At 35.9% G+C, this 16,234-nt stretch carries 12 protein-coding genes and 1 riboswitch; all 12 genes read right to left on the bottom strand.

Annotation, left to right across the window (positions count from 1 at the left end):
* Positions 1-30: 30 nt before the first annotated feature.
* Complete coding sequence (gene aroA / locus BUB90_RS14150) at positions 31-1,341, bottom strand: 3-phosphoshikimate 1-carboxyvinyltransferase (RefSeq protein ID WP_242952547.1); 1,311 nt, start codon at positions 1,339-1,341, stop codon at positions 31-33.
* 368 nt (positions 1,342-1,709) lie between these two features.
* Positions 1,710-6,410 carry a galactose-binding domain-containing protein gene (locus tag BUB90_RS14145; protein ID WP_073288873.1) on the bottom strand — a complete coding sequence of 1,567 codons (4,701 nt, stop codon included), beginning with the start codon at positions 6,408-6,410 and terminating at the stop codon, positions 1,710-1,712.
* Between the two features lie 163 nt (positions 6,411-6,573).
* A complete protein-coding gene (locus BUB90_RS14140; RefSeq protein ID WP_073288871.1) occupies positions 6,574-7,086 on the bottom strand; it encodes a ferritin in 513 nt (170 codons plus the stop codon).
* Between the two features lie 58 nt (positions 7,087-7,144).
* The gene (locus tag BUB90_RS14135) at positions 7,145-7,534 is read right to left on the bottom strand and encodes a desulfoferrodoxin family protein (RefSeq protein WP_073288869.1); all 390 of its coding nucleotides are present in this window, start codon (positions 7,532-7,534) and stop codon (positions 7,145-7,147) included.
* Positions 7,535-7,759: 225 nt separating this feature from the next.
* On the bottom strand, positions 7,760-9,697 hold the full coding sequence (gene baiCD, locus BUB90_RS14130) for a bile acid Fe-S flavoenzyme BaiCD (protein WP_073288867.1): 1,938 nt from the start codon (positions 9,695-9,697) through the stop codon (positions 7,760-7,762).
* 308 nt (positions 9,698-10,005) lie between these two features.
* The gene (locus tag BUB90_RS14125; protein ID WP_073288865.1) at positions 10,006-10,587 is read right to left on the bottom strand and encodes a TetR/AcrR family transcriptional regulator; all 582 of its coding nucleotides are present in this window, start codon (positions 10,585-10,587) and stop codon (positions 10,006-10,008) included.
* A 259-nt stretch (positions 10,588-10,846) separates the two neighbouring features.
* The gene (gene ribH / locus BUB90_RS14120) at positions 10,847-11,314 is read right to left on the bottom strand and encodes a 6,7-dimethyl-8-ribityllumazine synthase (RefSeq protein WP_073288863.1); all 468 of its coding nucleotides are present in this window, start codon (positions 11,312-11,314) and stop codon (positions 10,847-10,849) included.
* Positions 11,314-12,525 carry a bifunctional 3,4-dihydroxy-2-butanone-4-phosphate synthase/GTP cyclohydrolase II gene (locus BUB90_RS14115; RefSeq protein ID WP_073288861.1) on the bottom strand — a complete coding sequence of 404 codons (1,212 nt, stop codon included), beginning with the start codon at positions 12,523-12,525 and terminating at the stop codon, positions 11,314-11,316. Before BUB90_RS14115 ends, ribH begins: the two co-directional genes overlap by 1 nt.
* 9 nt (positions 12,526-12,534) lie before the next feature.
* Entirely contained in the window at positions 12,535-13,176 is a 642-nt protein-coding gene (gene ribE / locus BUB90_RS14110; RefSeq protein ID WP_073288859.1) for a riboflavin synthase, read from the bottom strand.
* Positions 13,158-14,273, bottom strand: coding sequence for a bifunctional diaminohydroxyphosphoribosylaminopyrimidine deaminase/5-amino-6-(5-phosphoribosylamino)uracil reductase RibD (gene ribD / locus BUB90_RS14105; RefSeq protein WP_073288856.1), 1,116 nt, complete (start codon positions 14,271-14,273; stop codon positions 13,158-13,160). The genes ribE and ribD overlap by 19 nt, the downstream gene beginning before the upstream one ends.
* Before the next feature lie 151 nt (positions 14,274-14,424).
* A riboswitch (FMN riboswitch) is annotated at positions 14,425-14,539 on the bottom strand.
* A 90-nt stretch (positions 14,540-14,629) separates the two neighbouring features.
* On the bottom strand, positions 14,630-15,391 hold the full coding sequence (locus BUB90_RS14100; protein WP_242952546.1) for an aminoglycoside adenylyltransferase domain-containing protein: 762 nt from the start codon (positions 15,389-15,391) through the stop codon (positions 14,630-14,632).
* A 67-nt stretch (positions 15,392-15,458) separates the two neighbouring features.
* Positions 15,459-16,220, bottom strand: coding sequence for a nucleoside phosphorylase (locus BUB90_RS14095; RefSeq protein ID WP_073288854.1), 762 nt, complete (start codon positions 16,218-16,220; stop codon positions 15,459-15,461).
* Between the last annotated feature and the right edge of the window lie 14 nt (positions 16,221-16,234).

The raw sequence follows: 16,234 nt of genomic DNA, 5'->3' as shown, positions 1-16,234 counted from the left end.
TCTTCTAATAATTACTCTCTTTAATAACCACTACTTGTTCCTTTCCAACAAATCATCTAATACTTTAAAATATTCTTCGAAAGTTTTCTTACAACAATCTGGATTATCTATTATTATCCCTTCACTCTTAAGACCTAATAAAGAAAATGCCATCGCTACACGATGATCTTCGTACGTTTCAATCGTGGTAGGATTAATCTCACCCGGAGTGATTATTAAATTATCACCTTCCTCTATGCAATAAACACCAGCACGATTTAGTTCATTAACAATCGCTGCCATACGGTTACATTCTTGTAGTCGAATATGGCCTACATTGCGTATTACAGTCGGTGTGGTTGCATATGCTGCTAAAACTGCCATAGTCATAGTTTGATCGGAAAAATCATTCATATTAATGTCGATTCCCTTATAAACCCCTTCTTTTGGTCCAGTAACCGTAATTCCTTCTTCCTTCTCTTCGACCTTGCAACCTAACATCTTCAAAACATCAAGAAACTTCATATCTCCTTGCATAGAACTATACAACACATTCTTAACTGTAATGCAACCTCCTAATAACGCTGCAATTCCATAGAAATAACATGCAGCAGATACATCTGGTTCAATATAATAATCCCCTACAACTACCTCCTGCCCACCAGAAACCTCATAAATTTCGCCGTCAAACTCTACATCAACCCCAAACTGTTCCATCATCTTTCTGGTTATACGTATGTAAGCTCCATCTTTTTTCTCACTTGTTATCTTAATTTTCAGTCCATTCTTAGTTAGAGGTGCCACCATAAGTAAAGCACTTAAAAACTGTGTACTCTTACTAATATCCATCGTTACATCTTTACATGTTCCGCCATTACCAATAACTCTAGCTGGTAAGAATCCCTCTTCTTCAAGGAATGAAAACGATGCTCCCATCTCAGTTAATGCATCGAATAACGGTTTCATCGGTCTCTTCTTCATCTGTTCAGAACAATCTATTATATATTCACCATCCGATAGCGCTAACAGAGCTGTCAAAAATCTTGCTGCGGTTCCTGCACTACCAACATTAATGGTACCTGTCTTATTGGGAATATTGCCTCCTGTACCTTGCATAGTAACGGTTTTATTCTTCTCGTCTATCTGCAGACTAAAACCTAGTTGCTCTAAACACATAAGAAAATGTCTAGAATCGTCACTAAAAAGTACACCGCTTAACTTGGAATCTTTCTTTGATAATGCAGCCAACAAAAGAGCTCGGTTGGTCATACTCTTAGATCCTGGTACTTTAACGACACCACTAATTGTCTTATTTTGTTTTCTACATTGATATATTTTATTATTTGCACTATTCATTTTCATTTTCTTTTTCCTATTTCTTCATTATACTTTATCACTTTACTTTACGACATTAATATAATAATATATAATATCTTACTTTACAACCATTTTATAAAATAATTGCAATTACCTTTATATAGTAACTTTACGCTACACAGCATCTCTTCTTGTTTGCCATATGATAGATATCTACACGTCTATGATGTTCGCTAAGTATTCAGCCAATCAGTTACTCCCCTTTTCTTACACTAAAACACGTATTAGTATTTCTTTATTAATTGTATCAATATTAATCATTCAAGACAAACAGAAAGAAACTCCAGCTATAACTTTGCTGGAATTTCTTTTTGTTTTAATTAACTAACAATAATCTACTGTATCAAGTATCTTTATTTCCCGTAAACTGTGAACTCCCAAAGCGAATATCCATATGGTAGCGCACGTTCCACTCCTTGTAACTTAATATACCTAGCTTTCGTTACTGGTAGTTCTATGGATTCTACCCCGCCAGTACCATTCTGCTTAGTATATACAGTATTCCAATTTGCTTGATCTTCCGATACTTGAAGGCTATATGCTTTTCCATAAGCATTTTCCCAATTAAGAACAACTTTGTCTACAGAATATACTTTTCCTAAGTCAACTATAATCCAAGCATCATCAGAAAAATTAGAAGACCAACGTGTCCCTTCGTCTCCATCTACCGCATATGATGAAGCAAACACTGCTACTTCGTCACCAGAAGAGTACGTATCTTTTCCTTTAGATAAGTTGGTTTCAGGTGTTTGCTCACCACCCTCTGATTCACCAATAACATATGTGATTTCCGCTACTTTTGAAGGGACCATTCCTTTGCGGAATGCTATTGCTTTAATTGTAGTTGTCTTATCCACTTTAATAGTTGGAACATATAGTTTTGAATTCTCTGTTGGTATTGAACCATCAGTTGTATACCTAATCTCAACTCCAGAAGTATTACAATTAATAGCTACGTTCTGAGCCTCTTTGAAAGAACCTCCCTCTACGCTAAACTTAGGTTGTTCTACTTGAACTGCTTCATAGACACCAAACTCCCATATAGAATAACCATAATCTAAGGCCCTCTTAATGCCTTGGAATCTTACATATCTACATGTTACAGCATCAATAATAATCTCTTCCTTACCACCAGTACCGCTCTTAGTTTCATACACGGTTGTCCATGTTTTACCATCATTAGAAACCTGGAGATTATATGCAGTTGCATAAGAGGCTTCCCAGTTAAAGGTAAATTTGTTAACCTGGAAACTAGCTCCCAAATCAACTTCAAACCATTCATTATCACTAAAATTCGATGACCAGCGAGCAGAATCCTTTCCATCTACCATATTACTTCCAGCAGTACCTGCATTCTCAGTAGTGGAAGTAACTACCTCTTTCCCATAAGCTAGATTTGTTTTGTTAGAGATCTCCGCGCCCTTAATTGTAATTGTACTGGCTACCATAGGTGAAGTAATCATTTGCTCTACAACTGCTATGGCTTTGACCGTTGACGTACTAGATACAGCGAATACACCATTATAAACCTTTGAATTCTTAGTAGGCATTGACCCGTCAGTTGTATAGTACATTGTTGCGCCCGGTGTGTCTGTTTTGATTTCTACATACTGCGTATCTCCATACGTGCCAGTAGGTACTGATATAACAGGTGTAGAAGCTTGTGTAACTGTGAAATTCTTATCTGTATATACTTCAAAACTAACCAATGCTTTTGCTCCAACGGATGCTGTTCCTTTTATTCCTGAATTCGTCATGAAACTTACCAACCTAGTTTCATTCGCTGGATTCCATACCGTAGCCGTATACTTCTTGGTTGTTTCGTTGTAATAAACAGATGCTGATACATCACCTACTGCCCAGATTTTATCCGTCTTATATCCAAGTTCTAACATACTGTTAATAAACCAATATGTATTAGCTGTATCGGTATTTTGGATACGTGAAACATTAGAATTAAACTTATCTAATGCAAGTGCAGGATTGGTTTGAGATAAGAATGGCCATGTGATGTGTTGCCAGCCAGTATCTGCTTGTGGATAGCTATCTAGCATAGCTTGGATTTCTTTATCTGATTTACCTTCCTTCTTCGCAACCTTAACAGCCTTATCCATTGCAATCTCTGTATCCTCTAATAATCCCTTATATATGTCTGTAGCTCTTTGCTGATCCATACCGTAATATGTTAAATACTCAGATATTGGTAACCATTGTATTCCATATACATAAAGCGGTTGTCCACCAAAGAATGTCCCATAGAAATTAATGCCACCGTATACTTGCCCTACTACCTCATATGGCCATTCTTCAATCCAGTTATCAAGATCATAATTGAACCAATATTGTTTTACTGTGTCCATTTCGTTGGTAAAGCCGAAGACACCTGCATCCCGGTAACTATTATTTTCTGTTAAGATTCCCCACAGATAAAGTGATACCCAACTAAATAAAGATTCACTCGCTGACTCTTGATTGTTTCCTGAGTCATTATCAGCGTAACCACCAGCCCATGAGTGCCCTTCATATAAGTCGTAACTTCGAAATCTACAATACTCGTTATCATTATCAGATGGATTAGCATAATCTCGAATCATCATCTCAATCATTTCTTTATAATCATTATAGAATTCATTATCATAAGTAGCTAGTACGGTAGCTGCAAACATAAAATATCCATAGGTAAAGTGATGATCACATATAGCTGAATTTGCTCCGAATTCGCTGTTTAGATAATACAGTGTGCCCCAGTTCTTATTGTAGATAAAGAAACTCACATCACCTTCCCCATCGTACGTGAACCAATTTATTAATATTTCTTTGATTCTACCTAAGAAGATATCCCGTAATTCTGTCTCTCCCAGCTGATCTGCCATAAGAACTCCCATACCAAGTGGGTGAAGGTTTTTGCCCTCCCAGTATGCATCACCAGCAGGTTGCAGGTTTCTAGTTGCGACTTCTAATTTTTTCAGATATGCATTAGCTTCTTCACTATTAAATTCCTCATTACTCGGCATTGCAAATGTAGGTAATAAGCCTAAGAATGTCTCTGACGTGTGAAATACATTCGATACAATTGCTTTCATGTCCCCACGAACAGACGAATATATTCCAATATTAGCTTCATCATCTTGTGATTTTTTCCACTGATGTGGTAATAAACATTGAATCGTCTTGTCAGAATAACCATTTCGTTTTACCTCTGTTGTGATCTGATACTCCGTGGTGATATTCGATGTATTCTCATCATACACATAGGTTACACTAGTATCTTTAACAAAAGCATATCCATGTTCATGAAATAACTTAAGTTGCTTCTTCTCATTCATGGTACCAATAGACATGTATCCATTGGTTGATTGGAATGTTACTTTAATTGAACTTCCTACTTTTTTGAATACGGTACCTTCTGGAACTGTGATACTATAATAACTCTTTGCTGTCTTGTTCTTATCCTTATTATCATTGTCGACTACTTCTAATCCGATATGATCAGTAGTTATCGTATTAGAATTTAAGAACAGTTCATTTCCGTTATTATCAAAGACACTAGTAATATTGGCACCTGACAAAAACGTTGCCTTTCGTTCCCCAAATTCGGTAAATATATATGGTGATCCTTTCACAAAAGTAGACGTCATTGCAACACCATTTTTATCGCACAAATCTAGATTTACTGCGTAATCACTATAACCAGCTACTCTATCATAAGAAGATAAGGAATCTAGATTTTCTGGTAAAACATACAGATCTGGAAGTGTTTCCGATTGCACAGAAACATTAACATCTGTCTCACCCATTGTTGGAAGCCAGCCTTCGGTAGCAGTCAATACCGCTAGTCCCTTTGATGTGTATTTTGCTTTCAAAGGAAGTATGCTCATAAGATTACCGTATTTGTTAATAAGAGAGGATTGCCACCAATCATTAGAATCTATAGGAGCTGTCAATCCTTCTTTTAGATATGTAGGTAACTTAGCTTTTTCGTAATACATTGCATCCGTTACATAAGAACCTTTTCCTGTCTTTGATTGTTCAATTTGTAAAGTTGGTAAATCTTCGATGGTATAATTTACAATAGCATCACCAGCTTTATACGAATATACTTGAAATTCATTGATAGAAAATCCACTTCCTGATTCCACTCGTGTATATCCATACATACGAACATATCGACCTTTGACATGCATAGGCACGTTCGAGTCTTCATGTGCATAACCCCTTAGCTGCCTATATACTGTGGTCCAATTCTTACCATCTTCTGAAACTTGAATATCGTAGATTTTTCCTGCATCAGATGCAAAGTCAATAACTACACGTCCAATGGTATAACTTCTGCCAAGATCAACACAAATCCATTGATTATCTTTTTCCCCAGAAGTCCAATATGTATTGCTTTTACCATCCACCGCATTTGTAGCTTTTACTGCATCCTGATTAATTACGCCATTCTCATCATACATCCACCAAACATCACGAAGAGATGAAGCGGTAACACTCTTACTAAGTGCGATATTCTCACCGTAGTCAACAGGCCTTTCTGTTAAACCTCCCTTCCCATAAACTTGGAATTCATACAAGGAATAACCATAAGCAGGTAAGGCTTTCTTATCCATATATATTCTTACATATCTTGCTTTGCCTGTAATATCTACTGTCTGTACTCCTCCTTTACCATCTGTAACTTGATATCTGTCAATCCATTTTTCTTCATCCTCTGAAAACTGAATTTTGTAAGAAGTTGCATAAGCACCTTCCCAGAATATCTTGATGTTTGATATGTCTGCTGTTTTTCCTAGATCTACGTACAGCCATTCCGAATTACTCTCCCACGTACTTTCCCATCTTGTACTGGTATCCCCATCAACAACCAAGTCTGCATCACTATTTGCCTGTGATGAACTAGCGTATACCGTGCGACCTTGTGATATTACATAAGGTGACTCATCAGCTGCTTTCACCATATCCCCACCATATGGTAAAAGTCCAACAAGCAGCGTTGTCGCAAGTACTGTGGCTAAACTACGTCTTACATAAGTTACAACTTTTCTTCTAAACATTAAAATACCTCCTTTTTTACCCCTTACTATGATTTTAATAGAAGGTATTTTATGCAACAACACTACTTTTTTATAATTTAGTATATATATTTTAGTAAAATTCCCCATAAGTATTTGGGCAAAAAAAATCCAGTAATAAATCATACTGGATTTTTTGTTTTTGTTATATAACTAAAGATGGTGCTGTATATACACGAGTACTTAATTCATTATCTAGCATGAATAATCCCTTCGCATCACTGCCGAATAGATCATATCTCTTGATATTATCACCAGAATTCTTCTCTTCTTCACCTTGCTCCTTAACAAACCAATCTAAGAACTGAGTCGTACGGAAATCATTCAATTTATAAGCTTTTTCATATATATTATTAATTGAACTCGTTATATACTCCTCATGTTCTAATACTTTTGCTAATGGTTCACGGAAATCTGTGTACGTATCAAATTTCGCAGAGATTTCCGCTGAGATAACTGATTCACCATTATTTAGAAGGTATTTTCTAAATAAAAGTGCATGATCTAATTCTTCTTTGGCTTGTATATAAAACCAATTTTCAAAACCATTGAGACTTTGATCTGCATAATAGTTTGCAATATCTAGATACAAATAAGAAGAGTATAATTCTTTGTTTATCTGCTCGTTTAATAACTTAACAATCTCTTTATTAAGCATGATACCACTTCCCTCTCTTTATACTTCTTTTAAAACCCACATTAGTTATTAATTATTATTAATACTCTTTTTTCCATAAACCATGAAGATTACAATATTCATATGCTCTTATTACTTTATCATCTTCTGTAAGGGAGAAAGTAACTGATGGTTTATCATTAGGTTTTAGTTCTTTGCGTTGACCGCCTTTTTCAGTTTGAATATATACCCAACCAATAAAATGTTCCTCAGTCATAGGATGCGCTACTGAACCAATATCTACTGTAACCTGATTACCATCAACAGTAATAACTGGTACATGCTTTTCAGTTGCTGCATCTGTAGTATTTGGTACTAGCTCTGACATCTTCTCTCCACAACATGATATTGGTGCACCTGAACGGTTCACAAATGAAATAATATTACCACAGTGTTTACAAATATAAAACTTTTGTTCTTCTCGTTCCATTATTATATCCTCCATTTATATTTTTTATATCAAAAAAGTATAAAACTCTTTTAATAACTGAAAATAATAATATCTATGTAAAGCTTTCTAAAATTATAACTCAATTTCGAATCAAATTCAATGTTTACAAATAGAATATCGAGGATTATTATAAAGTTTTAAGATTAGTTCTAACATATATTTTATATCTGTCTATTCTGCATTGTTCTTTTATATGCTTAAACTCTAAATTGCTCTACCAATAGCTGCTGCTTCCGTTGTTGCATTAAGCGCTCTTCTAGCACGTATAGCATCTCCAATAACATGATATGCGATACCTTGTTCACTGCAATAAGCGGCAATACCTTCGAAACTACGTGCTTTTGCGCCAATTGCAACAACTACATAGTCACAAGGTATACTTTCTGTGTGTCCTTCTTCTTCCACAACAACTGCATTTGTTAATATCTCAGTACATTTGGCATTAGTTACTGTCTGAACACCTGCATGATAGATATTTTCCATTACCGATATTTTACGAAGATCACCTAAATCTTTACCTACTTGATCAAGCATCTCTACAACAGTAATTTCTTCTGCCTTACCTTCTAGATATTCTGCAACTTCTAATCCAACAAGACCACCACCTATAATAACTACCTTTCCCTTCAACGAAACATTCCCCGCTAGTACATCATGAGAGTTTGTAACATGTGGTAAATCTGCTCCTGGAATACGAAGTTTCATTGGTGCTGCTCCAATTGCAATAATTACATCTTGTGGAGCTTCCTTCTCAATTAATTCAGTCGTAATCGGTGTAGATAAACGTATCTCAACGCCTTCTCTATTAGCCTGTTCTCCCATCCAGATAGCAGCTTCTTTCATTTCTTCTTTCCTTGGTGCTGCACCTGCTAGGACAAATTGACCACCTAATTGCTCTGCTGCCTCACAGACAACCGGATGATGTCCACGACGCTTAAGTGTGATTGCCGCTTCTAGACCAGCAACACCTCCACCTGCAATCAGCACTTTCTTCGGTGTTGTAGTCTTAACGAGTGCATACTCTTGTTCTCTTCCAAGCGCGGGATTTCTCATACAAGTTATGTAAGGTACATCTTGTGCAACAAATCCATCGTAGCATCCTTGGTTACATCCTATACAACGAACGATACTCTCATCGTCTCCATTTAATGCTTTATTGCAAAAATCTGGATCCGCTAATTGTCCACGACCAATTACAACCATATCTGCTTTATCCTCTGTAAGGATTTGCTCCGCTAATGCAGGCTCGTTAATTCTTCCAACCGCTACTGTGATAAGTCCCGTCTCTTTTCTGATTCTAGCTGCATTCTCTACATTAAAGCCTCTAGGTAGATCAATTGGAGGCACTTCATACTTAATTGCAGCTGAAGAGAAGTTACCTCTTGATACATCAACTACATCAACACCAGCTTCTTTTGCTAGTTTGCAGAACTCAATTACTTCCTCAATAGTAAGCCCGCCGTCTAGATAATCATCATGTGCATCTATTCTCATGAAAAGTGGCATATCCTCTGGAATATTACTACGAATGGCACGAATACATTCAAGAGCGAAACGCGCACGATTCTCAAAAGATCCGCCGTATTCATCTGTTCTTCGATTGAAGAATGGACTGAGGAAGCTATGTGGAACATAATTATGACCTGCATGAAATTCTAAGGTATCATATCCTGCCTCTACTGCACGTTTTGCTGCAGCTCCATAAGCTTCTACAGCCTCTTGTATAGTATCAAGATCTGCACCTTTAATCACATGGTCTGTTCCTTTAATTGGTGTATCACTTGGTACAATTATCATTGCAGCTGGGTCACTTGCTACGGCGAAGCCACCAAGCCAAAGCTGAACGCCTGCCTTTCCTCCTGCTTCATGAATTGCATCTGCTAATTTCTTCAAACCTGGAATATATTTATCTTCAGATATAGCAAGAAAATGTTTTGGTGCAGCCTTACTATACACACTGCAAACTTCAGTAAAGTTAAGCCCACATCCTCCTACTACTCTTGCTACATGATAGTCGATAACCTGATCCGTTACATATTTATCCTCTGTTGCCATCTTAGTACCCATAGCTGGAAATACTACGCGATTTTTTAATTCTAGACCTCTAATTTTTATTGAACTAAAAAGATGATTGTACTTCATAAAATCCGCCTTTCTTTTGATAATTAAATTTTTAACAATGTCTCACAATATCATTATATCTCATCTCCAAAATTAAATCAATCTGTTTCAAACATTTTGTTTGAATTTATATTCAGAAATTAGGAGCGTTAAATATGAGACATAATTAATCTTTCTATTAAACAAAGAAAGGGTTACAATAAAATGAAGGCTACGAACGCAACACTCTTTACTAAGTGTTTCACTCATAGCCTCCATTTGTAGCAAGTACCTTGGTATTCATACACCAAAGAATTCGTTTTCTTATATTCTTGCTAAATACTCTTTTGTTACTTCTTTATTAGATTAATAATGTGTTTGATATATTCAAGTCTTTTCTCTTTACTAGTCAACAAGGATTGGTCATTACCGAAGGTATCTTGTTTTTCTGCTGGATAGGTCAACGCGGCCATAAATATCATACTATTATATTGAGACATCGACGGACCACTCTTCGCAACAGAACTTAAAATCCGATCCATCTTAGTATGTAACTCTTTGGTCACCTCGATAATGGTTTTTGATATTTCATCTTCTTCTTTTAAACGTTCCGCTTCTTTAAATATTGCTGACAATCCAGAATAATGTATGGTATATTCCATGATCTCATTGGCAAACAAGATGAGTCGTTCCTCTTCTGAATATTCCTCTTGATCGAGAATAGAATAGATTTCAATCGAATTATTAATAAAGAATTCTTTCGTATTGCGAAGCATCTCTTCTTTCGTGCGAAAATAATAATTGATTGCACTTACATTAACCCCCGCTTCCTTTGCTATTGCGCGAATCGGAACATTACAAGTGCCTTGTTTACCAATTAGATATAATGCACAATCTAGTATTTTTTCCTCAATACTTTTAAGTTCTCTCATTTACTAACTCCTTAATATTACTTATTGGGCTGTCTAATCTCCCTTAAGTTGGTTTTGTATGATAACATTATACCAATATAGTTTAAAATCACAATATTTTCAAGAAAATAATCTTGCTGACTTTTTCTAATCTATTGCTCTTTCATAAAAATCAAAGTAAACAGTTGTTAATATACCTAGTACGCATAGTCAAATTAATGCCAAATTTGCTGTACTTAAATTTGACTATACTCCGTCTCCAAAAATAAACTTATGTTTTTCACGCCTCAAAAGAACGGCATAAATTAACCATTTCAATAGCACTTTGTGCACAATCAAATCCTTTATTACCCGCTTTCGTTCCTGCTCGTTCAATTGCCTGTTCTATATTTTCAGTAGTAAGAACACCAAACATTACTGGAATATCACTAGCAAGTGTTACCTGTGCAATACCTTTTGAAACTTCACTACACACATAATCATAATGGCTGGTACCTCCTCTAATTATGGCACCTAAGCAAATCACAGTGTCATATTTCTTACTTTTCGCCATCTTAGAAGCAATTAGCGGAATTTCAAAGGCCCCAGGTACCCATGCTATCTCAATATCTGATTCTTTAACATTCAATCTTTTCAAAGCATCAAGGGCCCCCGATAATAATTTAGAAGTGATGAATTCATTAAATCTAGCAACTACGATTCCTACCTTAATATTTTCTGATACTAAATTACCTTCATATGTTTTCATTATTTTTCCTCCTTATAATTCAATATATGTCCCATTCTTGCCTGCTTCGTTTTTAAGTAAAAAATATCATAAGAATTCGCTTCCATTTGAATTGCTACACGTTCTGATATCTCTATTCCGTATTCAGATAACTGATAGACCTTATCTGGATTATTGGTTAATAGGCGAAGTGTCTTCACCCCCAAGTCTCTTAAAATCTGAGCTCCAATATAATATTCACGTAAGTCTCCTTTGAATCCTAACGCAACATTGGCATCTAATGTATCAAGTCCCTTATCCTGTAATTGATATGCTTTTAACTTGTTTACTAAACCTATTCCTCTTCCCTCTTGTCTCATGTAGAGTAGTATACCTCGCTCTTCTCTCGCTATTTGTTTCATAGCGGCTTCAAGCTGTTGACCACAGTCACATCTTAAAGAACCAAAAACATCACCTGTCAGACATTCCGAATGTACCCTGCACAGTACATGGTTCCCATTATCAACATCACCCTTTACTAAGGCGATATGGTGTTCCTTGTTTAACTTATTGATATAACAATATGCCATAAACTCTCCGTATTTTGTTGGCATTTTAGTAACAGAAACACATTCCACTAAATGATCATATATTTTTCGGTATTCTTGTAAATCTTTTACGGTAATACACTTAATATTCCATCGTTCCGCAAATGATTTCAATTCAAGACTGCGCATCATCGTTCCATCTTCTCTCATGATCTCACAGCATAAGCCACATTCTTTTAAACCTGCTAACCTCATCAAATCAACAGTAGCCTCGGTATGTCCATTTCTTTCTAATACTCCATTTGACTTAGCGACCAGCGGGAACATATGCCCAGGTTTACGAAAGTCTGAGGGAACTACAGAATCTTCCACACACATACGTGCTGTCAATCCTCTTTCTTTAGCTGAAATTCCAGTTGTTGTAGTTTTATAATCAACGGAAACTGTAAAGGCAGTCTCGTGATTATCTGTATTATTACTTACCATTTGAGATAAATCCAATTTCGCAGCAATATCTGGGCTCATGGGCATACAGATTAATCCTTTCGCATATGTAGCCATGAAATTAACATTTTTAGTTGTAGCAAATTCTGCTGCACAAATTAAATCTCCTTCATTCTCTCTGTTTTCATCATCGACCACCATAATGATTTTACCTTGCTGTAAATCTTTTATGGCCTCCTTAATAGAATCATACTTTTTCATGACGTCCTCCTAATATCCGAATTTTACAAGAAAGTCTCGCGTGATACCAGATTCTTTCTTATCTTTATTAAACACTAATCTCTCCACGTATTTTCCGATACAGTCATTTTCCAGATTAACAAGTTCATTCACTTTCTTAGATGACAAGCTTGTGTTTTCTATTGTATGCGGGATAATAGAAACGCTAAAATCATCTGGTGAAACTTTCGCGATTGTTAAACTAATGCCATCAATGGCAATCGAACCTTTTTCTATGATGTATCTCATAATTGATGGCGATGTTTTTATAGTGTACCAAACAGCAATACTGTCCTTTCGTATCTGCGTAATTGTACCTGTTCCATCAATATGACCTGTAACAATATGTCCACCAAATCTTCCGTTCATCGGCATTGCTCGTTCTAGATTCACTTTTCCTCCATCTTTCAAGCTAGAAAGAGATGTTCTAGAAAGTGTTTCCTGCATTACATCAACTGAAAAATCTGTGTCTGTAAAGGAAGTAACCGTGAGGCAAATGCCATTGACCGCTATACTATCTCCGCGTTTGATATCCTTTAGAATCTCATAAGCAGAGAGGGTTAAGCATATGGCATGATTCTTTCGCTGAATTGACTTTAACGTGCCTACTTCTTCTATGATTCCTGTAAACATGTATAAATCACCTCACTTTCTAGTAATAAATCTTCCCCTAACCTTGTTATCTTGGGCTCCGTTAGTTTAATAGCGTGGTTTGGATCATCTATCCCTAAACCACCTATAGGAGACTGGGCACTAACCCCTCCAAGTAATTTAGGGGCAATATAAACATGGATACAATCTACAATATGATACTTAAGAGCACTCCAATTTAATGTACTTCCACCTTCCAACATAACGCTATCAATATTCATATTGCCTAGAACTCCAATTAGTTCCTTAAGATTAACATGGTTATCTAATCTTCCAACTACTATAATTTTGCATCCCGCCTTTTGATACGCTTCATGTCTTAAGGTATCTTCTTCACAGGTTACTATAATGGTATCTACCTCCTTTGCCGTCTGTACTATCTTAGATGTTAATGGCGTCCTAAGATTGGTATCACAAATTATACGGATTGGATTCTTAGAATTCTCTAATCGGCAGGTTAATAGCGGATCATCGTTAATAACTGTATTAACACCTACCATAATAGAACTATAGATATGTCTATTACTATGAACATGACCACGTGCTTTACCTCCAGTAATCCATCTTGATTGATTGGTGTAAGTTGCAATCTTTCCATCCATTGTCATAGCGTACTTCATAACGATATACGGTCTTTTGTTAGCTATAAAATGAGTGAAGATCTTAATCAAATCCTTACACTTCTCCTCTAAAACACCAATATCTACCTGTATATTGTGACTGCGCAAAATCTCCACACCTTTTCCCGAAACAATGGGATTGGGATCTAACGTCCCTATAACGACTCTAGCAATTCCACTCCTAATGATTGCTTCCGTGCAAGGTGGAGTCTTTCCATAATGACAACAGGGTTCCAGTGTTACATAGAGTGTTGCGTTCCTAGGTGAATCCGTACAAAAGGCTAGCGCATTCCTTTCCGCGTGCAAACCACCGAATTTCTCGTGATATCCTTTTCCGATAATAATCCCGTCTCTCACGATAACTGCTCCTACCATAGGATTCGGATTGACCCATCCTGCTCCCTTTCTTGCAAGCTCTAAAGCAACTTGCATGTACTTTAAATCCTCTAAATCATCCATTCTTATCACCTCCCAATAAAAAATGCCTTGAATAAAAAATCCAAGGCATGCACAAAAAAGCTATTCTAATACTCTTATTAATAAAAAAACTCTGAAATGATAAAATCATTCCAGAGCAAATAACATAACAAAAGCATAAAATTCAACACTTTTCTCTCTTCTTTCATCCAGACTATACTGTCGGCTTCGGAATCACACCGAATCATGCCTTGCGGCTCGTGGGCTATACCACCGGTAGGGAATTACACCCTGCCCTGAAGATATTTATTCAATTGACTATATTATAGGGAGTACATCTATGGTTGTCAAGAATGAAAATGTTCATAGTACTCCCCTCTGCTAAATCTATCCCATAGCTAAGTGGTAAATATGTTCTCAATCATGTAATTACAAAAAATTAATGATTCTTCTCTATCAAAACTTTCTTCTAATTCTTCTGATTTGTAATTATTCAGTGCTTTTGATACCAATGCTGTATGTTGCTTAGGTAGATTTTCTATTCCCCATAATCCACCTTGCTCCTTAGATAAAATTAAATCATTGTTTTTATATGCAAGAACACGACATAGGTTTAATATTATGTAAACGGGATTCTCTATGACATCTTCTTTTGAATCCACTATATCACCTTTAATGCTATCTATATAATCCTCCTTAGGAACCTCTCCGAATACGTCCGATACTTGTTTTCCAATAAGCGTATATCCCACATGTTTAATAACTGTAACATGTGCCGCCAAATCCTTATCTGTTCCGTTCATTGATGTACAATAATCTCTCAAATCATCTTTACAACGCTGTAAATGAGCAATTGAGTAATGCAATTCAAATGGGGTTGGGTAAATAAAGTTTTTGCATACACTTGACAAAACCAAACTCATCTCAAAACCTTTGGGTGGTGCATCTGCTGATAAATCCAATAAAGTTTCTATTAAAGCAACTTTTTCTTCAATTGTTGGCGGTTTATCTACAACTACTATAAAATCAATATCACTTTTAATTTGATTAAAACAACCGAATGCTATCGAACCATGTACATATATTCCAACTAAATTATCTCTTAAAATACCTTGGTATTCATTAGCTATTTTATCTAGAATTTCATTATAATTCATCATATTGGTTAACCTCTTCTCCCCATTATTATTTCAATTTAATACCGATTTTCTGAACTTACGCTGTAACTTAAAGTTTTTTTGCTAATTCCATTGCCAACATAGCTATTCTATCTTTTTCTAATACGTTTGATTCGTTACCTAAACTCCTAGCATCCCACGTTTCATTATCTAGATTATCTGCCGCGTAGAAGAATTGAAATACTTCCTTCTCCCTAAATTCTGCGAGAGCTGCAACAGCAGAACATTCCATATCTACACACAAACAGCCTGCTTGCTTTCTAGAATTGACCTTTCCTCGTGTTTCTCTATAGATTCCATCTGTGGTCCAAACTTTTCCGATGGTATAATGGCATTCAAATTCCTTTAATATATCAACAAATTCATCTATGTATTTCTTATTTACTTCGATTTCATCGCTTGGTTTAGCATAATGGAAGCTTGTTCCTTCGTCTCTAACTGCTTTATTTGGGATAATAATTGAACAATCTTCTATTGATGCATCTAACACTCCACAGGTTCCAAATAGTATCAATTTATCTGCACCCATTGCAAAAACTTCTTCTATTACTGCCACACAACCAGCCGCACCAACATATGACATAAAAAGTGCTACTTCTACACCATTGTATATTGCTTTAAAGATTGGTATTTCCATATTAGCCAGATTGGACTTAGCAATTACTTTTCCATTTAGTTCATTGACCAATCTTTCAAATGTTACACGTGAAAAACAAGATACTGCAATTTTAGGGAAACTTTCTATCGGTTTAACTAAATCATACACATCTACTATAGCTTTCTTATTACAATCAAATTCTTCTAAAATCATACAGCTTTTCCTTT

Origin of the sequence: Anaerosporobacter mobilis DSM 15930, assembly GCF_900142955.1 — a bacterium.
Taxonomy (GTDB): Bacteria; Bacillota; Clostridia; order Lachnospirales; family Lachnospiraceae; genus Anaerosporobacter; species Anaerosporobacter mobilis.
The sequence above is the reverse complement of the archived record's forward strand: the minus strand, read 5'-3'. Positions and strand labels throughout refer to the sequence as shown.

Bases quoted from the DNA above. Each gene is read 5' to 3' on its own strand.
- BUB90_RS14100 (WP_242952546.1), bottom strand. From the start codon at position 15,391: ATGATGAATTATAATGAAATTCTAGATAAAATAGCTAATGAATACCAA.
- baiCD (WP_073288867.1), bottom strand. From the start codon at position 9,697: ATGAAGTACAATCATCTTTTTAGTTCAATAAAAATTAGAGGTCTAGAA.
- BUB90_RS14125 (WP_073288865.1), bottom strand. From the start codon at position 10,587: ATGAGAGAACTTAAAAGTATTGAGGAAAAAATACTAGATTGTGCATTA.
- BUB90_RS14145 (WP_073288873.1), bottom strand. From the start codon at position 6,410: ATGTTTAGAAGAAAAGTTGTAACTTATGTAAGACGTAGTTTAGCCACA.
- aroA (WP_242952547.1), bottom strand. From the start codon at position 1,341: ATGAAAATGAATAGTGCAAATAATAAAATATATCAATGTAGAAAACAA.
- BUB90_RS14095 (WP_073288854.1), bottom strand. From the start codon at position 16,220: ATGATTTTAGAAGAATTTGATTGTAATAAGAAAGCTATAGTAGATGTG.
- ribE (WP_073288859.1), bottom strand. From the start codon at position 13,176: ATGTTTACAGGAATCATAGAAGAAGTAGGCACGTTAAAGTCAATTCAG.
- BUB90_RS14135 (WP_073288869.1), bottom strand. From the start codon at position 7,534: ATGGAACGAGAAGAACAAAAGTTTTATATTTGTAAACACTGTGGTAAT.
- ribD (WP_073288856.1), bottom strand. From the start codon at position 14,273: ATGGATGATTTAGAGGATTTAAAGTACATGCAAGTTGCTTTAGAGCTT.
- BUB90_RS14140 (WP_073288871.1), bottom strand. From the start codon at position 7,086: ATGCTTAATAAAGAGATTGTTAAGTTATTAAACGAGCAGATAAACAAA.
- ribH (WP_073288863.1), bottom strand. From the start codon at position 11,314: ATGAAAACATATGAAGGTAATTTAGTATCAGAAAATATTAAGGTAGGA.
- BUB90_RS14115 (WP_073288861.1), bottom strand. From the start codon at position 12,525: ATGAAAAAGTATGATTCTATTAAGGAGGCCATAAAAGATTTACAGCAA.